A 20,697-nucleotide genomic window follows, 5' to 3' on the forward strand; every position below is an offset into this window, starting at 1 on the left:
GCGGCTACTCTCATGAGTGCAGCCGCGCTACCATTTCCCTGACCAGTGGCTTCATGAAGTAGCTCTTCTCCGGCGCCAGGTCCGCGGGTCGGCCGCGCGCCGTGAGTGCTTCTTCCACCACCGGGCCGATGGCTGCCACCAGCGTGCGGCTCATGCCGCGGTTGAGTGCATCCTGGCAGTCCGCCCCCTCGGCAACCTCCCACAGACGCTGCACCTGTGCCTTGCTGGTGAAGGCGATCACGTCGATGCGGCCTGTATCCAGTGCCCGGATCAGCTCCAGCACCGCGGGGTCGTCCCGGTCCGAGAGGTAGACGTAGGGCGCCACCGCGTCCGCTTCGGCGCCGGCCGCCTGCAGCGCGTCCATGAGCGGGTGGTTGGGCTCCTCGCCGTAGAGCTGCACCCCGACCCGGTGGCCGGTGAGGTCCAGCTCCTCCAGCGTACGGATGACGCCGGCGCTGGTCGGTGACTCCGAGAGGAGGTCCGGCTTGAGGCCAAACGGCCGCAGCGCGCGCCCCGGCTTGGGGCCACGGGCGATGATGCGGGGATGGCTCAGCGCGGAGATGAACGCCTCGTGCTGCCCGCGCCGTTCGGCAAAGCCCAGCAGGCGGCGAAGCCCTTCGCCAGTCAGCAGGATCAGTTCATCCGGCGGGTTGTCGCAGAAGCGATCCAGCCACTGGTGCACGGCGTCTTCATCCGGACTGTCGGCGATGCGTACCAACGGGCAACGGAACGCCGTGGCGCCCCGTTCCTCCAGCATGCGGGCGAAGAGGTCCAGTTCACGGCTCTCGGGGACGGCGACGGTCAGGCCCTCGAGTTCCTGCTCACTCACGGTGGTCTCCTTGCGTTTGATGGCGCTCCAGTGCCCAGGCGACGTGCTCCCGGACCAGTGGCGATGGGTGCTCCCGGCGGTGGTGCAGCGCTTCAAGCACGGCAGCCTCCGTGGGCGCATTGCCCAGGGCGACGGCGATATTGCGCAGCCACCGCTCGTGCCCCAGGCGGCGAATGGCCGAGCCTTCGGTATTGGCCAGAAACGTCTGCTCGTCCCACAGGAAGAGTGTGACCAGGCTGGCGGTGTCCAGACCGTGACGGGGGTGGAAGTCCGCTTCGTCGGTGGGTCGGGCGAACTTGTTCCACGGGCAGACCATCTGGCAGTCGTCGCAGCCGAAGATGCGGTTGCCCATTAGCGGGCGAAGCGACTCCGGGATGCTGCCCTTGTGCTCGATAGTCAGGTACGACACGCAGCGGCGGGCGTCGAGCTGGTAAGGACCGGTGATCGCTCCGGTGGGGCAGACATCGATGCACGCCCGGCAGGTGCCGCAGTGGTCGGTGCCGGGTGTATCCACCGGCAGGGGCAGGTCGGTGTAGAGCTCGCCCAGGAAGAACCAGGAGCCGGCCTGGTGGTTCAGCAACAGCGTGTGCTTGCCGATCCAGCCCAGGCCGGCCTTCTCGGCCAGCGGTTTCTCCATGACCGGCGCGCTGTCCACGAACACGCGATAGCCGGCTGACCCGGATGCGGCTTCGATGCGGGACGCGAGCTGCTGCAGCCGCTTGCGCATGAGCTTGTGGTAGTCGCGGCCCAGGGCATAGCGGGAGATAAAGGCGCGCGTGGCGTCGTCCAGAATCGCATCCCCATCAGCGGCGGTATCCGCAGGGTGATAGTCCATGCGCACGCTGATAACCCGTTGGGTCCCCGGGAGGAGCTGCTCCGGGCGGGTCCGTTTGCGGCCGTGACGGGCCATCCACTCCATGTCGCCCTGCCGGCCGTCGGCCAGCCACTGATCAAGTCGCGCTTCCGCCGTGTCGAGCCGGGTATCGGTAATCCCGACCTGCTGGAAGCCGAGCGCTCGCCCCCAGCTGCGGATGTTATCCGCCAGGCCCTGCAGACCGGGATCGATCGGCGTGTTGTCACGTGTCGTGCTCATGGCCGGCAGTGTACCGCGCCGCGGCCCTCGCGCCCCAGAGCGGGGAGGCCATGCGTTGCTCCTGCGCCTGCAGTTATACTGACGCTCATGTCGACTTTGCCCCATGCGCTCTATCGTCCGGATCAGGTGGCCGAGATGGATCGTCGTGCGATCCAGGACCACGGCGTGCCCGGTCTCGCTCTCATGGAGTGTGCCGGCGCCGCGGCCTACGACGCACTGCGCGCCGCCTGGCCGGAGCGTCGCCACCTGTGCGTGCTCTGTGGCGGTGGCAACAATGGCGGTGATGGTTACGTCATCGCCGAGCTGGCGCGCCGCGACGGGCTGATGGTGGACGTGCTGGCGCTGTCCGATCCCGAGCGCCTGCGCGGTGATGCCGCCACGGTGGCGGCCCAGTACGGTGCGGCAGCCGAGGTGGCTCCGTTCGCCGGTGCGCTGCCCGAGGGGTGTGATCTGGTGGTCGATGCCATGCTGGGCACCGGTCTGCAGCGCCCGGTGGAGGGGGCGTACCGGGAGGCCGTGGATGCGGTGAACGCCAGCGGGTTGCCCGTGCTGGCGGTGGATATCCCGTCCGGGCTCCACGGTGGTACGGGTGCCGTGCTGGGAGCGGGCGTCCGGGCTGACCTCACGGCCACGTTCATCGGTTTGAAAGCCGGACTGTTCACGGGCGAGGGTCCGGCACACACCGGGACGGTCCTGTACGACGGCCTGGGCGTGCCCGCGGCGGTCTTCGGCGGTATCGAGCCGATTGCACGGCGCAGCAGTCACGACGGGCTCCGGCACTGGTTCCCGCGGCGTGAACGTACTGCGCACAAGGGGCGCTTCGGGCACGTGCTGGTCGTCGGCGGGGATTCCGGAATGGGCGGTGCTGCCCTGATGGCGGCACGGGCTGCGGCACGATGCGGCGCGGGGCTCGTCAGTGTTGTCACACGGCGGGAGCACGCGCCGGGATTTCTCGCGGCACAGCCGGAACTCATGGTGCATGGGGAGGATCACCTTGCCGCACTGCTGCAGCGTGCCAGCGTGATCGTGCTTGGCCCGGGGCTTGGGCGCTCGCCGTGGGGGCAGGCGATGTACCGCGAGGTGCGTGCGTTCCCGGGGCCACAGGTGCTGGACGCTGACGCGCTCAACCAGCTGGCGGAGACGCCGGATCGCCACGATGAGCAGGTCCTTACGCCTCACCCGGGCGAGGCTGGGCGGCTGCTGGGAGTGGGGGCGGCAGAGGTCCAGCAGGACCGTTTCGCGGCGGCGCACGGCGTCATCGGGCGCTATGGCGGCACGGCGGTGCTGAAGGGTGCCGGTACGCTCGTGCTGGGGCCGGACGGCATCCCGGCGCTGTGTACCGACGGCAATCCCGGGATGGCCTCCGGCGGCATGGGCGATGTGCTCTCGGGTATCATTGGCAGCCTGATCGCCCAGGGTTTTCCGCCCGCCGAAGCGGCCGAGGCCGGTGTCTGTCTGCATGCAGCGGCGGCGGATCGGGCGGCCAAGGCAGGCGAGCGGGGGTTGCTTGCCACGGATCTGTTGGCTGAACTGCGAGCGTTGCTGAATCCGTCATGAGCGAACCAGTGTTGACACGCGGCGGGGTTGACGAAGGTATGGTCTGGCTGCCGGATGAGACAGCCACGGCCCGGTTCGGCGCGCGACTCTGGCACGCATGGGAAGGTGAACAGCAGTGCGTCATCCTGCTGGAAGGCGATCTCGGCGCCGGCAAGACGACGCTCGTGCGCGGCCTGCTCAGGGGGGCGGGCGTACAGGGCAGTGTGCGTAGCCCCACCTACACGTTGATCGAGCCTTACGCTCTCGGTGCGTGGCGCGTGCTGCACCTGGACCTGTATCGACTCGGTGATCCCGGGGAGCTGGAGTTTCTCGGTCTGCGCGACGAGCTCGGCCCGGCGACGCTGGTGCTGGTGGAGTGGCCGCAGCGCGGCCGTGGTGCACTGCCCGACGAAGACCTGATCGTGCATCTGGACCACGCCGGAGAGGGGAGGTCGGTTGGTGTGTCCGCCCGTTCCCCGCAGGGGGGGACCATGCTGCAGGTGTTGGCCAGAGGGTAACGGGGTCTAAGTTATTTTAATCAGCTGTTTAGAGCATGCCCTTGATGTTGTTCTTGCAATTTCGTGTTCAACGGGGTTACCGTTTCGGTAAATGTCTGTCAGAACAAGCGCCCGGGCCATGGCACGTTTATTCGTCCTGCTACTGCTGCTCGTTACCTCCGGCACTCTGATCGCCAGTCAGGTGCAGGTAGAGAACGTGCGTACGTCTGCGGGCTCCGAGCGCACACGGGTGGTATTTGATCTGAGCGGTGACGTTCAGCACCGCGTGTTCAACCTCAAGGACCCTGACCGGGTCGTGATCGACATCACGGGCGCGGCAATCTCCGACAGCTCCAGCGTCAGCGACGCCGGTCTCATCCAGCGCCTACGCAGTGCCGCCCGGGGAGACGGTGATCTGCGCGTCGTCCTCGACACCGATGGCCCGGTCCGGACGCAGTCCTTTCTCGTGAAGCCCAACGACCAGTATGGTCACCGTCTGGTCGTTGACCTGCATCCCGGCGAAGAGCGGGAGGAACCCGTGCGCACGGCCCAGGACAGCGCGCAACGCGATTTCGTGGTGGCCATCGACCCAGGCCATGGCGGGCGTGACCCGGGTGCGATCGGGCCCACCGGGGCCATGGAAAAGGATGTGGTGCTCGAGGTCGGCCGCAAGCTCTACTACCTCCTGGATCAGGCGCCCGGGATCAAGCCGTTGATGATTCGTGATTCCGACACGTACGTGCCGCTTTCGGAGCGGCGGGAAATGGCCCGCTCCAACAACGCGGACATCTTTGTGTCCCTGCATGCGGATGCGACGGAAAGTGGCGGTCCGCGTGGATCGTCGGTCTATACCCTGTCCCAGACCGGCGCGTCGTCCCAGGCGGCCAGCCTGCTGGCGCAGCGCGAGAATGCGGCAGATCTCCTCGGGGACATCTCGTTGTCTGACAAGGACGACATGACCCGCTCGGTGCTGGTGGATCTCTCCCGCGGCGCGACGCTCGAGGCCAGCGTCGAACTGGCCGGTGAGGTGCTGCACGAACTTGCGGGCGTTGGACCCATTCACCGGGGCGACGTCGAGCGCGCCGGGTTCGTGGTGTTGAAATCGCTGGACATGCCGTCCGTTCTGGTTGAGCTGGCGTTCATTTCCAACCCGGAAGAAGAGCGCCGGCTGCAGCAGGCTGATCATCAGTGGGACCTGGCGCGCGCCGTCTCGCGGGGCGTATCCGGTTATGCGGAGCGACACCGGCCATCGGGCGGGCGCATGGCCTCGGCCGGTCGCGAGTACGAAGTCCAGCGTGGTGACACCCTCAGCGGCATCGCCAGCGAGCACCGTGTGAGCGTTTCCGAGCTGCGGTCCGCCAACGATCTCAACGGTGACGTGCTGTCCGTGGGGACGACGCTGCGCATCCCCGAGTAAGCCACTTCCCGGGGCCACCAAGGGTGGCCGGCGGCACACGGCGTGCGCCATAATGCCGGCGTTCTCCGCCAATGTTGCCGTCACTGTCGCCCATGTCTTTACCCCGTCCGATCAAGCCCCTTCCCGAGCAGCTCATCAACCAGATCGCCGCTGGCGAGGTGGTCGAGCGCCCCGCGTCGGTGGTCAAGGAGCTGATGGAGAATAGCCTTGACGCGGGTGCGGACCGTATCGATGTGGATCTCGAGACCGGTGGCAAGCGCCTGATTCGGATCCGCGACAACGGTCGCGGCATTCCTCGGACGCAGTTGGCGCTCGCTCTGAGCCGCCATGCCACCAGCAAGATCGGGTCGCTGGACGAGCTTGAGCACGTGGGCAGCCTGGGCTTCCGCGGTGAGGCGCTGCCCAGCATCGCGTCCGTATCGCGCCTGCGTCTGACATCCCGGGTGTCAGCCGACGAGCACGCGTGGCAGGTGGAGACCGATGGCGACGAGGTGCCGCCGGAGCCGGCGCCCGCCGCGCATCCTGCGGGGACGACCGTTGAGGTGCGCGATCTCTTCTTCAACACCCCCGGGCGGCGCAAGTTCCTCAAGGCGGACCGCACGGAATTCGGGCACATCCAGGAGCTCATCCGGCGGCTGGCGCTGGCGCGTTTCGACGTCAGCATCCACGTTCGCCACAACGACAAGCCCGGGCTGCAGGTGGCCGCCGCCCGGAGTCAGGATGCCGCCGAGGAACGACTGGCACGCCTGTTGGGGCGCGAGTTCGTGGAGCAGTCCTTGCGCATCGATGTGGAGGCCGCGGGGCTGGTGCTCCGTGGCTGGGTGGCGCTGCCGACCTTTTCCAGAACGACGGCCGACCTCCAGTATCTGGTGGTCAACGGCCGTGTGGTGCGTGACCGCCTGGCCTCGCACGCCATTCGCCGCGCCTACCAGGATGTGCTCTACAAGGATCGCTACCCCGCCTACGTGCTCTACATGGACGTAGACCCCGGTCAGGTGGATGTCAACGTCCACCCCGCCAAGCACGAGGTTCGTTTCCGTGACGGTCGCCTGATTTACGATTTCCTGTTCCGCCACCTGCGGCAGGCGCTGGAGTCCGTGCGGCCCGAGACCACCGGCGGCGCCGCCGCGCCGGGGGCGCAGCCGCCGTCGCCTTCGTCCGATCAGATGCTGTCGCGGGGCGGAGCGGCGGTGGTACAGCCGTCGACATCATCCGCCTCCCCGCCGCGGCAGGATGGTTTCGGGTTCGGCGTCAGGGAAGCGCAGGCGCTCTACGGTGACGTGGGTCCGCCCGGGGCCGAGGCGACCGGGCAACCGGGCGCGGCAGGGGCTGTCCCGCCCGCTCCCGCCGAGTCGGCGGATGATGGTCCCGACGCGCAGGGGCCGCCGCTCGGATACGCGCTGGCGCAGATTCATGGCGTCTTCATTCTGGCGCAGAACGCCGAGGGCGTGGTGCTGGTGGACATGCACGCCGCTCATGAGCGCATCGTCTACGAGCGCATGAAGCAGCAGCTGGCGGCGCAGGGGGTCTCCGCGCAGCCGCTACTGGTTCCGGTCAGCGTTGCGGTGGCGCCGGCCGAAGCCGATCTGGCGGAGCAGCACCACGACGCCTTCGCACGCCTCGGCTTCGAGCTGGATCGGGCCGGACCGGAGACCGTGCTGGTGCGACAGGTGCCGGCCCTGCTGCGCAATGCGGACGCCGGCGCGCTGGTGGCGGATGTGCTTGCCGATCTGCGTGGCTGTGAGGATGCGTCGCGGCTTGAGGCGCGGCTGAATCACGTACTTGGCACCATGGCCTGTCATGGGTCCGTGCGTGCCAACCGGCAGCTGACCCGGGCGGAGATGAATGCGCTGTTGCGGGACATGGAGAGCACGCCGAACAGTGGTCAGTGCAACCATGGCCGGCCGACCTGGACCCGGCTGGCCATGGCCGATCTGGATCGGCTGTTTTTGCGCGGTCAATAACCCATGACCCGTCGCGATCAGCCGTTGCTCTGTCTCATGGGGCCAACCGCGTCCGGCAAGACCGGCGTTGCGCTGGAACTCGCCCGGCGCTTTCCCGTGCGCATCATCAGTGTTGACTCCGCGCAGGTCTACCGGGGCATGGATATCGGTACCGCCAAGCCGTCGCCGGACGTGCTGGATAGTGTGCCCCACGGACTGGTGGATATCTGTGATCCCGTGGAAGCGTATTCGGCGGCCCGGTTCTGCGAGGATGTGCCTGGCGAGGTCCGCAAGGCGCGTGACGCGGGGCGGATTCCGCTGCTGGTGGGCGGCACCATGCTGTATTTCCGCGCGCTGGAGCACGGACTGGCCGACCTCCCCGCCGCGGATGCCTCTCTGCGCGCGCAGATGGAACGTGAGGCGGCCGAACGGGGCTGGGATGCACTGCACAGGGAACTGGCGACGATCGACCCGGAGAGCGCGCGGCGGATTCATCCCAATGATGCGCAGCGCATTCAGCGGGCGCTGGAGATCTACCGGCTCAGCGGTTCAACCATGACCGCGTTGCTTGCCGATGTGCGGCGACCGGAGCCGGGTGGTGCGCTGATGAAGTGCGTGCTGGCACCAGCCCGGCGGGAGGTCCTGAACGCCCGGATCGCGGACCGGTTTGATGCCATGCTGGACAATGGTTTTGTCCCGGAGGTCGAGGCGTTGCGTGCGCGAGGTGATCTCGGATTGAACCACCCGTCCATGCGTGCTGTCGGTTATCGGCAGGTCTGGCACTATCTCGACGGCGCGTTCGACCGATTGCAACTGCGGGAGAACGGCGTCGTGGCAACGCGTCAGTTCGCCAAGCGGCAGATGACGTGGCTGCGCAAGGAGACGGATGCTCTGTGGATGGATCCCGATCGGGACGCCGTGGTTGATCGGCTGACGCACCTGATCGAGAGTGTGTCGTGAGGGGTAACATCGCCGAAAGGACGCGTTTGCCTGTGCTAGACTGGCTTCGGGTTCGCAATAAGGCCCGATTCCAAGGCGTCTACGCGCGGATCCGCGATAAGAACAAGCTCAACGGGAATTTGAAGGGGTCAAAAATGTCCAAGGGACAGTCGCTGCAGGAACCTTTTCTCAACGCGCTGCGAAAGGAACGGATTCCGGTGTCTATCTATCTGGTCAACGGTATCAAGCTGCAGGGGCAGATCGAATCCTTTGACCAGTTTGTGGTTCTGCTGCGGAACACGGTGAACCAGATGGTCTACAAGCACGCTATTTCCACCATCGTACCTGCCCGGAACGTCAAACTTCCGCCGGCGGAGCAGGAGCGAGGCGCTTCGGATCTTGGTAACGCATGAAACACCCGGGGCGGCAGCCTCGGAACTCAAACTGTTTGATCGGCCCGGCGGTGGCGAGCGGGCGGTGCTGGTGCATCTCGATATGGACGGGCGCGGCGTTGCCGACGCCCTGGACGAGCTGCATTCGCTTGCCGAATCCGCCGGTGCCGAGGTGGTCGAGAGCTTCGTCAGTCGGCGCGACCGGCCCGATCCGCGGTATTTCATCGGCCGCGGCAAGGTCGATGAGCTGGCTGCGCTGGTGGCGTCCGGCGAGGCGGACCTCGTGCTCGTCAACCATGCGCTGTCGCCCAGTCAGGAGCGCAACCTCGAGGCGGCGTTGCGCTGCCGCGTGCTTGACCGCACCGGGTTGATCCTGGACATCTTCGCCCAGCGCGCCCGCACTCATGAGGGCAAGCTGCAGGTGGAGCTGGCGCAGCTCCGGCACGTGGCCTCGCGGTTGGTGCGCGGCTGGTCGCACCTGGAACGCCAGAAGGGCGGCATCGGGCAGCGCGGGCCGGGTGAGACGCAGCTGGAGATGGACCGCCGTATGCTCGGCGTCCGCATCAAACAGCTGGAAAAGCGGCTTGCCAGGGTTCGCCAGCAACGCCAGCAGGGCCGCCAGGCGCGCCGCAAGCAGGATGTGCCAACGGTTTCACTGGTGGGGTATACCAACGCCGGCAAGTCCACACTGTTCAATCGTCTGACCGAGGCGGAGGTGTATGCCGATGACCGGTTGTTTGCCACGCTGGACACCACCCTGCGTCGGGTGAACGTGGACAGTGGCGAGCACGTCATTCTGGCCGACACCGTCGGATTCATCCGTGAGCTTCCCCACCAGCTGGTGGCGGCGTTCCGGTCGACTCTGGAAGAGGCCACCGAATCGCAACTGCTGCTGCACGTGGTGGATGCCAGCGCGGATGATCGCGACGGCAGCATCGAACAGGTCGATTCTGTGCTGGAGGCCATTGGGGCGGACAGCATTCCGACCATACGCGTGTTCAACAAGATCGATGAGGCCGGCCGTGAGCCCGGCGTCATGGTGGATCCGGAAACCGGGCTGACCGAAGTCTGGGTATCCGCCCAGGACGGGCGCGGAATGGATCTGCTGCTGACTGCGATTGCCGATGCCGTTGCCGCAGAGCGTGTGCAGGGGCGGCTCACTCTGTCGCCTGATCAGGGTCGGCTGCGTGCGCGGCTGTTCGACCTGGGGCGGGTCCTGGAAGAAGTCTGGACCGACGACGGTGAATTGCTGCTGGATGTGGATATCCGTCGTCGCGATCTGGAGCGTCTGTACGAAAAGGAGGGTCTCACGGCTCCGCTGGAAGCCGCGGTTCCGTGATATGTTGCGGGGCAGCGTCGGAGATCATTACAATCCGGTTCGGTCTGTGGCCCGCCCGCATTCCAATAATTAATCCTGTCTACGGAGAACAGTATGTCCTGGAACGAACCCGGTCGTGGGAATCGGGACCCGTGGGGCGGCTCAGGGAATCAGGGGCCACCTGATCTCGATGAGGTGATCAAGAACGTCAAAGGCAAGTTCGGCGGCCTGTTCGGTGGCAAGGGCGGTTCCGGCGGCAACGGCGACAGTCAGGGCAACGGCGGTGAGGGCTCAGGCCCGCCCGGTGTCAGTGGCACGGCCATCGGCGCCATCATCGGCGTTGCGGTTCTGGTCTGGCTTGCCTCGGGCATCTACATCGTTGATGAGGGCTGGCGTGGTGTGGAGAAGCGCTTCGGTGCCTATCACCAGACGACCATGCCCGGTCCGCACTGGCGTCCGCCGCAGCCCATCGGCACCGTCGAGCGGGTGAACGTCGAGACGGTGCGTGTCTCCGAAATCGGTTACCAGACCGGTGGCGGTGAGCGCCGGCGGCACGTTCCGCGCGAGGCGCTGATGCTGACCCAGGACGAAAACATCGTCGACGTCCAACTGGCCGTGCAGTATCAGGTCGAAGACCCGGCCAAGTACGTGTTCAACTTCCGTGACCCGGATCAGAGCCTCAAGGATGTCACCGAAAGCGCACTGCGCGAGACGGTCGGCAAGCGGCGCATGGACTTCGTGCTCACGGAGGGACGGACCGAAGTCGCCCAGGAGACCCGCCGGCTGCTGAGCGAGGCGATGGAATCCTACGGCACCGGCCTGCGCGTGGTCAGCGTGGACATGCAGGACGTCCAGCCGCCGGAGGAAGTGCAGCCGGCCTTCGAGGACGCCATCATGGCGCGCGAGGACGAGCAGCGTAAGATCAATCAGGCCAACGCCTACCGCAACGAAGTGATTCCGCGCGCTCAGGGTGAAGCGGCCCGGGTGCGCGAGGAAGCGCAGGGCTATCGTGAACAGGTTGTCGCCGAGGCGGAGGGTGAAAGTGCCCGCTTCCTTGCCGTGCTCCGTGAGTACGAGCGGGCCCCGGAAGTCACGCGTACCCGCCTGTATCTCAATACCGTGTCGGATATCTACTCCCGGAGTCAGAAGGTGTATATGACCGGCGATGCCGCCGACTCGCTGTTGTATCTGCCGCTGGATCGCATGGGCGATCGGCAGTCGCGCGGTGACGACGCCCGGCGGGATACGGGGGCGCTGGATCCCGACGTTCTCGATCGCCGTCTGTCCACGCAGGATCAGCAGCAGCCCAGCGGCGCCCGTAGTCGGGGCGACCTGCGTTCGCGGGAGGCCTATTAATGCAATCGTTGAAGTCAATTGGCGGCATCGCTCTGGTGGTGGCCCTGGTGGTGGGCTATTTCTCGGTGTTCACCGTGGATGAGACCGAAAGGGCGCTGATGTTCCGCCTTGGTGAAATCCAGCGCGCGGACTATGAGCCGGGGCTGCATTTCAAGATGCCCTTCATCAACAACGTGCGGAAGTTCGACGCGCGGGTGCAGACTCTCGACGCCGAGCCGGAGCGCTACCTGACGGGTGAGCTCAAGAACCTCATCGTGGACGCCTTCGTCAAATGGCGCATCACAGACGTGCGTGAGTACTACACCACCGTGGGTGGCGATCCGGCCCGTGCCAATGCCCGTCTCAACGAGAACATCAAGGACGGGCTGCGTAGCGAGTTCGGTCGCCGCACCATCCAGGACGTGGTCTCCGGCGAGCGTTCGCAGATCATGGATATCCTCAGTGAGGAGGCGAACACCTACGCCGCCAGCCTGGGGATCGAGGTGCTGGAAGTCAGGCTGAAGCGGGTGGATCTGCCGCCCAACGTCAGCGAGTCCGTGTTTCAGCGCATGGTTGCCGAGCGTGAGCGGGTCGCACGTGATATCCGCGCCAGCGGTGACGAAGCGTCTGAGCGGATTCGCGCCGATGCCGACCGGCAGCGTACCGTACTGGTTGCCGAAGCACGCCGTGATGGTGAGGAGCTGCGAGGCGAGGGTGAGGCGGAAGCCGCTGCGATCTTTGCCCAGGCAGCGGAACAGGATCCGGAATTCTTCAGCTTCATCCGCAGTCTGCGCGCCTACGACCGCGCCTTCCAGGGTGAAGATGACGTGCTTGTCCTGACGCCGGACAATGACTTCTTCCGCTATCTGGAAGACCCGTCCGGCGGTGACGACGACTGAACGGCACGCGCCCGGCGTCGGGCCGTTCAGGCGAAGACCGGTAGCACTGACGGAACCGGGCGGTTGACATGACCGCCCGGCTTTTTTTGGAGTCGGCATGGCACCGTTCGAACTGTTCATGACGGCGATTGCGCTTGTCCTCATCGTCGAGGGCATTCTGCCGTTTCTCAGCCCGCGCCTGCTGCGGCGCTATCTTGAACAGGTCCAGGCCATGGATGACCGCAGCCTGCGGCTCGGCGGGCTCGCCGCCATGCTGAGCGGTCTCGGGCTGTTGTACTTGTTTGGCGCATGAGGGAGCCTTCAGGGCAATGAAAGAAGCAGAATTCTCCCGGGCCAACCGGTGGCTCCTGCCCGATGGTGTGGACGAAGTCCTGCCGCCCCGGGCGGCCGCTCTGGAAACCCTTCGGCGGGATATGCTGGATGCCTGGCGGAACTGGGGCTACGAACTGGTGATGCCCCCGGTCATTGAGTATCTGGACTCCCTGCTCATCGGCACCGGGCCGGATCTTGACCTGCAGACCTTCAAACTGACCGATCAGCTATCGGGCCGCATGATGGGCGTGCGCGCGGACATGACCCCGCAGGCTGCCCGCATCGACGCACACCAACTCAAACGGTCAGGGCCGACACGGCTTTGCTATCTGGGGACCGTGCTGAATACCCGCCCGGAAGGGCCGGGGCGCAGCCGGAACCCTGTGCAGCTCGGAGCCGAGCTGTTCGGGCATGGGGGCGTCGAGAGCGATGTCGAAATCATCGCCCTCATGATGGAGACGCTGCGTATCGCCGGCCTGCCCACGCCGCACCTGGATATCGGGCACGTGGGCATCTATCGTGCGCTGGCGAGTGAAGCGGGGCTGGACCCGGACACCGAGAACCGCCTCTTTGACTGTCTGCAGCGCAAGGCCGCCGGTGAGATTCGCGACCTGCTGCAGAGCGTGCCGTCGGGGGCGGCGCGGGATCGACTGGCCGCGTTGACCAACCTGAACGGTAGCGTGGAGGTGCTGAATCACGCGGGCGAACAGCTCGCGGGCGCCGGCGAGGCGGTCCAGACTGCACTGAAGCATCTCTGGGCGCTCTCGTCCGCAGTGGAGCGGCAGATTCCGGAGGTGACGCTGCACTTCGATCTCGCCGAGCTCCGCGGGTACCGCTTCCACACCGGCGTGGTGTTCGCCGCGTTTGCGCCCGGCTGCGGCCAGGAAGTGGCCAGGGGCGGGCGGTATGACGGAATTGGCGAGGTGTTCGGGCGGCCGAGGTCGGCGACCGGCTTCAGCGCCGATCTCAAGAACCTGCTTGCGTTGAGCGAGCGGGAGCTTGAGCCTGAACGCACCGGGATACTGGCACCCTGGGGGGACGCCAGTGACCTGGTGACCGCAGTCCGGGAGCTCCGGGCGAACGGGGAGCGTGTTGTCGTCGAACTCCCGGGAGCGACTGCGTCGCCGGAGGAGCTCGGCTGCGACCGCCAGCTTGTGGAGAGCAATGGCGCCTGGAAAGTGGTGCCATTGGCCGAGTGAGTCAATCGCGGCTGCAGGCCGCTCATGGGCAACTGGAACGGACAGCATGGCAAAGAACGTGGTGGTGATCGGCACCCAGTGGGGTGACGAAGGCAAGGGGAAAGTGGTCGACCTGCTGACGGAGCGTGCGGCTGCGGTGGCGCGTTTCCAGGGGGGGCACAACGCCGGGCACACACTGGTGATCGACGGTGAGAAGACCGTGCTGCACCTGATTCCGTCGGGGATTCTCCGTGAGGGTGTGCATTGCCTGATCGGTAACGGCGTCGTGCTCGATCCGGCGTCGCTGTTCCGCGAGATCGAGACGCTGGAAGCGCGCGGCGTACCGGCCCGTGAACGGCTCCGCCTGAGCCCTGCCTGTCCGGTGATCCTGCCCACGCACGTGGAGCTGGACAGGGCGCGCGAGAAGGCGCGCGGCAAGTCGGCCATCGGCACGACCGGTCGCGGCATCGGCCCCGCGTATGAGGACAAGGTTGCCCGGCGCGGCATCCGCGTCGCGGACCTGCTGCGGCCCGAGGTGCTGGCGCCGAAGCTCCGCGATCTGATTGCCTTCCACAACTTCGTGCTGGAGCAGTATTTCGGCGAGCCGGCCCAGCCATTCGAGGCTGTCTACGATCTGTGCCTGCAGCATGCCGAGCCCCTGCGACCCATGGTCGAGGACGTCATCAGCATTCTCCATGCCCACCGCCGGGCGGGGAACCGCATCATGTTCGAGGGCGCCCAGGGCGCCCTGCTGGATATCGACCACGGCACGTACCCTTACGTGACATCGTCCAACACCACCGCCGGCGGTGCTGCCAGCGGAACCGGCGTGGGGCCGCGGGACATCGACTATGTCCTGGGTATCACCAAGGCCTATACCACACGGGTCGGTGCCGGCCCGTTTCCCACGGAGCTCGATTGCGACGTGGGGCGCCACCTGGCGGAGAAGGGCAACGAGTTCGGGTCCACCACCGGGCGTGCGCGCCGGTGCGGTTGGTTCGACGCGGCAGCGCTGCGGCGTTCGGCGCAGGTGAACAGCATCTCCGGGCTCTGTATCACCAAACTGGACGTGCTCGATGGTCTCGAGACGGTTCGCATCTGTGTTGGTTATCAGTGCGGTGGCCAATGGCAGGATGTGCCGCCGCTTGGTGCGGAAGCCATGGCGGACTGCGAGCCGGAGTATATCGAGCTGCCGGGGTGGAGTGGTTCCACCGCCGGCCTGACGTCTCTCGACGCACTGCCCGATAACGCCCGCGCCTACCTCGACAAGCTCGCCGAACTCGTCGGCGTGCCGGTGGACATTATCTCCACCGGCCCGGATCGCAACGAGACGATCATGCTGCGCCATCCCTACGACGAGGATGTGGTCTGAGCCGGTAGTCCTCCCGTGATGGGCGTGCGACGCGCCGGCCGCTCCGGTCAGCAGCGTGCGGAGACAACAAAGGCGGCCTTTTGGCCGCCTTTGCAGAAGTCACGGCAACTGTTCCGTGACGTTCTAGTAGTCAGCTGGTGTCAGAAAAGGAATTTAGCTCCGACACTTAGAGCGGACAAATCGTATCCGGACTCATCCAGGTACTGCACGTATTCTGCGTTTAACCCGACCTCAGCTGAGGGGTAGAACTCGAAGCCAACACCGTAGCTCAGGCCTGTATCTGTGTCCGAGTCGGAGAAGCCACCGGCGGAGAAGGTGGCCTTCGCGTTTGTGATGCCGACAAGGCCGTACGCCGCGGCGATGTCTCCGAGAGGGAGGTAGCCAACCGCGTAGGCGCCGAAGAGCCTGTCTAGCTCGACATCAACGTCAACGGTCTCGGTTCCCACGGTCACCGGGACCGAGTCGTCGGCCAGCCCGATGCCAAGCCGGCCTTCCACGGCAAAGTACTCGGTTGCATGGTATCCCAGGCGGCCGATGAGAGCGGTCGGCTCTGCATCGTTGGATACGCCGTCCTCATCGTAAGTTAGCTGGGTAAACATACCACCGGCGTACCCGACACCCTCCGAGGCTTGGTGTGAAGTTGCTGGAAAGGTAACGGCGAGCAGGGAACTGGCAATGATTGCGTTAAGGCCAAAGCGGTAAGACATGGGTGCCCCCGTTGTTGTTTAGTTTTCTTGTGGCAAACAAACCGTTCGTTCGGCGAGGCGCAATGCTACCACACCCCCCGAATCCATTTGCAGGCACTGTTCTTCAAGATCGGTGCAGAGCGGACGACATCCTAAGCCCACACGAAACCTTCCGCGGACTGGTTGTTTGTACCGGTTCGCTGTTCCTGTCGAGGAAAGCGAAGGGTGCACCCTGATCAGCCTTCCGCCTGAACGCTAACCGGCAGTGCCGAGGTTGGTTGGGTTGATGTCGGATTTACCAGGCTTAGGAGCCAGGGGGCACAGTGGCCGAAGATCGGCGCTCGACTAAGCAGGAAGGCACTGACTACTTGAAGGCCATCGCTAAGGGGCGAGAAGACAGGTGGGCCTGGTATTCCATGGGCCTACCTGTCGCCGCACTGCTCGTGGTTCTCTAGCAGGAATTGCCGGCACAAGACCATGCGCTAGTCACTGTCGTCCATTTAACGGGCGTTGTGCTCCTGCTGGTTTCGGCGCTAGCAGGGGGCGTTGCGCAGTGGTGCGCGAAACGACTCCCGAGAGTGGCTTCGGTATTCCAGCAGGGCGAGTACACCCTCTCCCACGGTTCAATCCGGGGTGCAGTCAGCGAGAGGGCAGAGGACGAGCGTCTGGTGGCTGGGCGACTCTTGAGCCGACTGCGCTGGCTTGAGAAACCGGCTCGCATCGTCAATGTTGGGGCTTTGGTCCTTGCGCTCATGCTGCTGAGCGCTGAACATCTGCTTGGAAGCTTGAGCGACGGAGGGCGTGCTGACGCCTCGGGGGAGGCTCTGGGGCTGACTGCTGATTATGCTCATTCGGACGAGTACATCACGGGATCGGACTGTGACTAATAGCAAGTTGCGGATTTTCATTGTGGTATGCGTCGCTGCGGCGAGCGTCGCCGGATGTGAGACATTCTACATGGGGTCCGACGCCGCCCGGGAGGCACGAGAGGCGCGGGAGGCCCAAGAAGCCGAAGAACGGCGGGCTTTGCTGGAAGAGCTAGAAGAACGCTACCAGGAAGAGATGAGCGCGCTCCTAGAGTGTACTGATCGGGCGATCCCCCGGTTAGATGATCGGACTAGCCAGGCAGATTTGGTGGCAGAGGCCGTGATGCGGGAATGCCGCGAGGATGTGCAGAGGGTCGTCTCGACGCGGCTTGAAGCAGAGGATCCAGACTGGCGGGTGCGCAGTGACCTTGAACGGGCAGTCAGGTCTGGCCTTGAGGGGGCCGTGATAAACGCCGTTCTCCGTAGCCGAGTTGAGCACGATGCTGTACGAAGCGGAGATTAAAGGGGTACTCCCCGGTCTTGCATATGGTTGCGAGCGCGTTCTGGTGCTGGTAGGGCTCTTGGTGAGCCAACGGTTTAGCGATTACACACAAAAAAGGCGGCCAGTTGGCCGCCTTTTTTGTTTCTGTCTGGTGCCCAGGAGAGGACTTGAACCTCCACGGGGTTGCCCCCACTAGCACCTGAAGCTAGCGCGTCTACCATTTCCGCCACCTGGGCCTTTCGCCGGGAACCAACCCGGGTCAGGGCGCGTACTTTACCGAGGGGGTGTGGGCCTGTCAACGGCTTCAAGGGGGCTTTCGCGTTGCATGGCTGTGGTGTTCGCGTATGCTCGTCCGGCATTGGCGCTGCGCGCCCTTGAGAACACGTGATCCGCCCTGAAATGGCGGATAGCCCGGCACAGAAGCGGGGCAAACAGATGAAAACTGGAGTCAAGCAGACGTTATGACACGGAAACGAAAGCAGGCTGACGCCGGAGCCGATCCCTACCGGGAGCGTGAGGCGCAGAAATATGACAATCCGGTGCCTAGCCGTGAACACCTGATGACATTCATTGCCGATCAGGCGCGTCCCCTCACGCGCGACGAACTGGCCCAGGCGCTCGGGCTGAGTGACCCGGATTCCCTGGAAGGGCTGCGCCGCCGGCTGATCGCCATGGAACGTGACGGTCAGGTGGTGCGCAACCGCCGCCGGGGCTACGTGCTGGTGGACAACGAAGAACTGGTGCGAGGCCGGGTGATCGGTCACCAGGACGGTTACGGCCAGCTCGCCCCGGACGTCGGCGGCGAGCGTATCTTCATCTCGCCCCGGGACATGCGCCTGGTCATGCACGGTGACCGGGCGGTGGTGCGGGTGACCGGCGTCAACCACGAGGGGCAGCCCTCGGGCATTCTCGTGGACGTCATTCAGCGCGCCAACAAAACGGTGGTCGGCCGCTTCTTCCAGGAGAGTGGCGTCGGTTTCGTGGTGCCCAGCAACAAGCGTATGCACCACGACATCATCGTGCCTTCGCAGGCTCAGAAGAACGCCGGCAACGGCGAACTGGTAGTGGTGCAGATCACCCAGCAACCCCAGGCGCGCCGCCAGCCCATCGGCGAGGTGATCCAGGTGCTCGGTGAGCATATCCGTCCCGGCACCGAGATCGAGACGGCGCAGCTGATCTACGGGATTCCCGTGGAGTGGCCGGAGGCCGTGACCAAGGAAGTGGAGCGCCTTCCGGATGAAGTGCCCGAGGCAGACAAGCAGGGCCGTAAGGACCTGCGGGAACTGCCGCTGATCACCATTGACGGGGCCGACGCCCGGGACTTCGACGATGCCGTCTATGCCGAGCCCAAACCGTCCGGCTGGCGGCTGGTGGTGGCCATTGCGGATGTCTCCCACTACGTGACGCCGGGCTCCGCGCTGGACAAGGAGGCCAGGCACCGCGGCAATTCCGTGTATTTTCCGCGCAATGTCGTGCCGATGCTGCCGGAGAAGCTCTCCAACGGGTTGTGTTCACTGAATCCGGATGTGGATCGGCTGTGCATGGTCTGTGACATGCTCATCACCACCAGCGGTGAGATCCGGCGGTCGACGTTCTATCGCGCGGTCATGCGCTCCCACGAGCGCATGATCTATGAAGACGTGGCCCGTATCCTTGTGGATCAGGACGAGGCGCTGCAGGCGAAGTACGCACCGATTCTGCCGCAGCTGGATCACCTCTACGGTGCGTATGAATCGCTGCGCAAGGCCCGCAACCGGCGCGGTGCGATCGACTTCGAGACCACCGAGACCCAGATCCTGTTCGACGACCATGGCTCCATCGAGGATATCCGGCCCACGGAGCGCACCGACGCCCACCGGCTGATCGAGGAGTGCATGCTGGCGGCCAACCAGGCCACGGCCCGCTACCTTCTCAAGCAGCGGCTGCCGACCCTGTTCCGCAACCACGACGGCCCGGACGAGGACCGCCTCGACAACCTCAACCGGTTCCTGGCCGAGACCGGGCTGGTGATGGGGGGTGGTGACGATCCGCAGCCGGCCGACTATGCGAAGCTGCTGCGCAGCGTGCAGCACCGCTCGGACCGTCACCTGATCCAGACGGTGATGCTCCGCTCGCTCAAGCAGGCGGTCTACCACCCGGTGAACAGCGGCCACTTCGGCCTGGCCATGGAAGAGTACGCGCACTTCACGTCGCCCATCCGGCGTTACCCCGACCTGCTGGTTCATCGTGGCATCGGGCACGTCATCGATGGCGGAAAGGGGCAGACCTTCCCGGTGGGGCAGGACGAGCTGCTCGGGCTCGGGGAGCAGTGTTCCATGACCGAGCGCCGTGCCGACGAGGCGACCCGGGATGCTGAGTCCATCCTCAAGTGCCAGTACATCCGCGACAAGGTGGGTCAGGAGTACGACGGCGTGGTGACCGGTGTGACGGGCTTCGGGCTGTTCGTGGAACTGGATGGCCTGTACGTGGATGGCCTGGTGCACGTCACCCAGCTCGAGAACGACTTCTTCCGCTTCGACCCCATCGGTCACCACCTGACCGGCGAACGCACGGGACGGGTCTACCGGCTCACGGACCGCGTGCGTGTGCGGATCGACAAGGTCGACCCCGACGAGCGCAAAGTGGATCTGGCCATGCTCGGCCCGCTGGACGCCAACGGCGAGCTCGCCGAGCCGGTGGCCGACAGCAGTCGGGGTGGCCGCAAACCGGGCAAGGGCGGTAAGGGTGGCCCTGGCAAGCGTGATGGCGGCAAAGGCCGCAGGCGTCGCAGCGGAGGCAAACAGCAGTGAAAGCCGGTGAGCTGATCCACGGCATGCATGCCGTGCGCTCGGCGCTGCGTTTCGACCCCACCGGCGTGGTCGAAGTCTGGGTGGAGCGGAACCGCAAGGATCAGCGCATGCGGCAGCTGCGCGACGAGCTCTCCCGTTCCGGTGCGCGCATCCAGGAGGTGCCGCGCCGTGAGCTCGACCGCCTCAGTGATGGTGCCTCGCACCAGGGCGTGGTGATCCGCTACCGTGGGCCGGAACCCCAGGGGCTGGATGCGCTCGAGGCGCGCCTGGAAGCCATGGACGAGGCGCCGTTTCTGTTGATTCTCGACCAGGTGCAGGACCCTCACAATCTGGGGGCCTGCATGCGCACCGCCGATGCGGCCGGGGTTCACGCAGTCATCGCTCCGCGTGATCGGGCGGTCGGTTTGACGGCGACCGTCCACAAGGTGGCCTCCGGGGCCACCGCGAACGTGCCCTTCTACCAGGTCACGAATCTGGCACGCACTCTGGATGCCCTCAAGAAGCGCGGCATCTGGCTGGTGGGGGCGGCGGAACAGGCGGAGAACCCGCCCTGGGCGCTGGACCTGAGCGGCCCGCTCGGCATCGTCATGGGCGCGGAGGAGGACGGGCTTCGCCGTCTCACCCGCGAAGCATGTGATTTCCTCACGCGGATTCCCATGGCGGGCAAGGTGTCCAGTCTGAACGTGTCGGTGGCCACGGGCGTGCTGCTCTTCGAGGCCGTGCGCCAGCGGTGACGGGCGGCCGACGGTGTCTGCCGGGCACTCAGCTTCCCAAGCGGGTGCGTGTCACGTTATAATCCCGCGCTTGTCCGGGAGGCCCTTGCCCGGACATTGAGGGCCATACCGGCCCGTCCC

General features: G+C 65.6%; 17 protein-coding genes and 1 tRNA gene. 14 read left to right on the plus strand and 4 right to left on the minus strand.

The window, feature by feature from the left end; genetic code table 11:
- Window positions 1-10: 10 nt before the first annotated feature.
- Window positions 11-829, minus strand: coding sequence for a uroporphyrinogen-III synthase (locus tag ACNSTU_RS00790; protein ID WP_290634198.1), 819 nt, complete (start codon window positions 827-829; stop codon window positions 11-13).
- Window positions 822-1,922, minus strand: a complete 1,101-nt coding sequence (gene queG, locus ACNSTU_RS00795; protein ID WP_290634200.1) for a tRNA epoxyqueuosine(34) reductase QueG — start codon at window positions 1,920-1,922, stop codon at window positions 822-824. Before queG ends, ACNSTU_RS00790 begins: the two co-directional genes overlap by 8 nt.
- A 135-nt stretch (window positions 1,923-2,057) precedes the next feature.
- On the opposite strand from queG, the gene ACNSTU_RS00800 reads away from it, so the two are divergent.
- The 12 genes from ACNSTU_RS00800 (at window position 2,058) to ACNSTU_RS00855 (ending at window position 15,060) form a co-directional block, all read left to right on the plus strand.
- Complete coding sequence (locus ACNSTU_RS00800; RefSeq protein ID WP_290637821.1) at window positions 2,058-3,479, plus strand: NAD(P)H-hydrate dehydratase; 1,422 nt, start codon at window positions 2,058-2,060, stop codon at window positions 3,477-3,479.
- Window positions 3,476-3,976, plus strand: coding sequence for a tRNA (adenosine(37)-N6)-threonylcarbamoyltransferase complex ATPase subunit type 1 TsaE (tsaE, locus tag ACNSTU_RS00805; RefSeq protein ID WP_290637819.1), 501 nt, complete (start codon window positions 3,476-3,478; stop codon window positions 3,974-3,976). Before ACNSTU_RS00800 ends, tsaE begins: the two co-directional genes overlap by 4 nt.
- A gap of 118 nt (window positions 3,977-4,094) precedes the next feature.
- On the plus strand, window positions 4,095-5,372 hold the full coding sequence (locus ACNSTU_RS00810; RefSeq protein ID WP_418212002.1) for an N-acetylmuramoyl-L-alanine amidase: 1,278 nt from the start codon (window positions 4,095-4,097) through the stop codon (window positions 5,370-5,372).
- 92 nt (window positions 5,373-5,464) lie between these two features.
- Entirely contained in the window at window positions 5,465-7,336 is a 1,872-nt protein-coding gene (mutL, locus tag ACNSTU_RS00815; RefSeq protein WP_290633155.1) for a DNA mismatch repair endonuclease MutL, read from the plus strand.
- Window positions 7,337-7,339: 3 nt separating this feature from the next.
- Window positions 7,340-8,275 (plus strand): tRNA (adenosine(37)-N6)-dimethylallyltransferase MiaA, encoded by a 936-nt coding sequence (gene miaA / locus ACNSTU_RS00820; protein WP_290633157.1) that lies wholly within the window; start codon window positions 7,340-7,342, stop codon window positions 8,273-8,275.
- Between the two features lie 134 nt (window positions 8,276-8,409).
- Window positions 8,410-8,667, plus strand: a complete 258-nt coding sequence (gene hfq / locus ACNSTU_RS00825) for an RNA chaperone Hfq (protein WP_091640226.1) — start codon at window positions 8,410-8,412, stop codon at window positions 8,665-8,667.
- Complete coding sequence (gene hflX, locus ACNSTU_RS00830; RefSeq protein ID WP_290637956.1) at window positions 8,654-9,985, plus strand: ribosome rescue GTPase HflX; 1,332 nt, start codon at window positions 8,654-8,656, stop codon at window positions 9,983-9,985. The genes hfq and hflX overlap by 14 nt, the downstream gene beginning before the upstream one ends.
- Window positions 9,986-10,078: 93 nt before the next feature.
- Window positions 10,079-11,320, plus strand: coding sequence for an FtsH protease activity modulator HflK (hflK, locus tag ACNSTU_RS00835; protein ID WP_290633892.1), 1,242 nt, complete (start codon window positions 10,079-10,081; stop codon window positions 11,318-11,320).
- Window positions 11,320-12,198 carry a protease modulator HflC gene (gene hflC, locus ACNSTU_RS00840; RefSeq protein WP_290637954.1) on the plus strand — a complete coding sequence of 293 codons (879 nt, stop codon included), beginning with the start codon at window positions 11,320-11,322 and terminating at the stop codon, window positions 12,196-12,198. Before hflK ends, hflC begins: the two co-directional genes overlap by 1 nt.
- A gap of 97 nt (window positions 12,199-12,295) precedes the next feature.
- Window positions 12,296-12,490, plus strand: a complete 195-nt coding sequence (locus ACNSTU_RS00845) for a DUF2065 domain-containing protein (protein WP_290637952.1) — start codon at window positions 12,296-12,298, stop codon at window positions 12,488-12,490.
- A gap of 16 nt (window positions 12,491-12,506) precedes the next feature.
- Window positions 12,507-13,709, plus strand: a complete 1,203-nt coding sequence (locus ACNSTU_RS00850; protein ID WP_290637950.1) for an ATP phosphoribosyltransferase regulatory subunit — start codon at window positions 12,507-12,509, stop codon at window positions 13,707-13,709.
- A 46-nt stretch (window positions 13,710-13,755) separates the two neighbouring features.
- On the plus strand, window positions 13,756-15,060 hold the full coding sequence (locus tag ACNSTU_RS00855; RefSeq protein WP_418212003.1) for an adenylosuccinate synthase: 1,305 nt from the start codon (window positions 13,756-13,758) through the stop codon (window positions 15,058-15,060).
- Between the two features lie 140 nt (window positions 15,061-15,200).
- Here ACNSTU_RS00855 and ACNSTU_RS00860 read toward each other — a convergent pair whose 3' ends face one another.
- On the minus strand, window positions 15,201-15,767 hold the full coding sequence (locus ACNSTU_RS00860; protein WP_290637532.1) for a porin family protein: 567 nt from the start codon (window positions 15,765-15,767) through the stop codon (window positions 15,201-15,203).
- Window positions 15,768-17,203: 1,436 nt separating this feature from the next.
- A tRNA-Leu gene (locus tag ACNSTU_RS00865) sits at window positions 17,204-17,290 on the minus strand.
- Window positions 17,291-17,515: 225 nt separating this feature from the next.
- Between ACNSTU_RS00865 and rnr the strand changes: the two genes are divergently transcribed.
- On the plus strand, window positions 17,516-19,843 hold the full coding sequence (gene rnr, locus ACNSTU_RS00870; protein WP_290637530.1) for a ribonuclease R: 2,328 nt from the start codon (window positions 17,516-17,518) through the stop codon (window positions 19,841-19,843).
- Window positions 19,840-20,577 carry a 23S rRNA (guanosine(2251)-2'-O)-methyltransferase RlmB gene (gene rlmB, locus ACNSTU_RS00875; RefSeq protein WP_418212004.1) on the plus strand — a complete coding sequence of 246 codons (738 nt, stop codon included), beginning with the start codon at window positions 19,840-19,842 and terminating at the stop codon, window positions 20,575-20,577. Before rnr ends, rlmB begins: the two co-directional genes overlap by 4 nt.
- Window positions 20,578-20,697: the final 120 nt, after the last annotated feature.

This window comes from Aquisalimonas sp. APHAB1-3, assembly GCF_048323695.1.
In the GTDB taxonomy this organism is placed as follows: Bacteria; Pseudomonadota; Gammaproteobacteria; order Nitrococcales; family Aquisalimonadaceae; genus Aquisalimonas.

What these genes read in the sequence shown, in the direction of transcription:
- ACNSTU_RS00845 (WP_290637952.1), top strand. Translation starts at nt 12,296, where the DNA reads ATGGCACCGTTCGAACTGTTCATGACGGCGATTGCGCTTGTCCTCATC.
- mutL (WP_290633155.1), top strand. Translation starts at nt 5,465, where the DNA reads ATGTCTTTACCCCGTCCGATCAAGCCCCTTCCCGAGCAGCTCATCAAC.
- hflC (WP_290637954.1), top strand. Translation starts at nt 11,320, where the DNA reads ATGCAATCGTTGAAGTCAATTGGCGGCATCGCTCTGGTGGTGGCCCTG.
- ACNSTU_RS00810 (WP_418212002.1), top strand. Translation starts at nt 4,095, where the DNA reads ATGGCACGTTTATTCGTCCTGCTACTGCTGCTCGTTACCTCCGGCACT.
- ACNSTU_RS00860 (WP_290637532.1), bottom strand. Translation starts at nt 15,767, where the DNA reads ATGTCTTACCGCTTTGGCCTTAACGCAATCATTGCCAGTTCCCTGCTC.
- hfq (WP_091640226.1), top strand. Translation starts at nt 8,410, where the DNA reads ATGTCCAAGGGACAGTCGCTGCAGGAACCTTTTCTCAACGCGCTGCGA.
- ACNSTU_RS00850 (WP_290637950.1), top strand. Translation starts at nt 12,507, where the DNA reads ATGAAAGAAGCAGAATTCTCCCGGGCCAACCGGTGGCTCCTGCCCGAT.
- ACNSTU_RS00855 (WP_418212003.1), top strand. Translation starts at nt 13,756, where the DNA reads ATGGCAAAGAACGTGGTGGTGATCGGCACCCAGTGGGGTGACGAAGGC.
- miaA (WP_290633157.1), top strand. Translation starts at nt 7,340, where the DNA reads ATGACCCGTCGCGATCAGCCGTTGCTCTGTCTCATGGGGCCAACCGCG.
- tsaE (WP_290637819.1), top strand. Translation starts at nt 3,476, where the DNA reads ATGAGCGAACCAGTGTTGACACGCGGCGGGGTTGACGAAGGTATGGTC.
- ACNSTU_RS00800 (WP_290637821.1), top strand. Translation starts at nt 2,058, where the DNA reads ATGGATCGTCGTGCGATCCAGGACCACGGCGTGCCCGGTCTCGCTCTC.
- queG (WP_290634200.1), bottom strand. Translation starts at nt 1,922, where the DNA reads ATGAGCACGACACGTGACAACACGCCGATCGATCCCGGTCTGCAGGGC.
- hflK (WP_290633892.1), top strand. Translation starts at nt 10,079, where the DNA reads ATGTCCTGGAACGAACCCGGTCGTGGGAATCGGGACCCGTGGGGCGGC.
- rnr (WP_290637530.1), top strand. Translation starts at nt 17,516, where the DNA reads ATGACACGGAAACGAAAGCAGGCTGACGCCGGAGCCGATCCCTACCGG.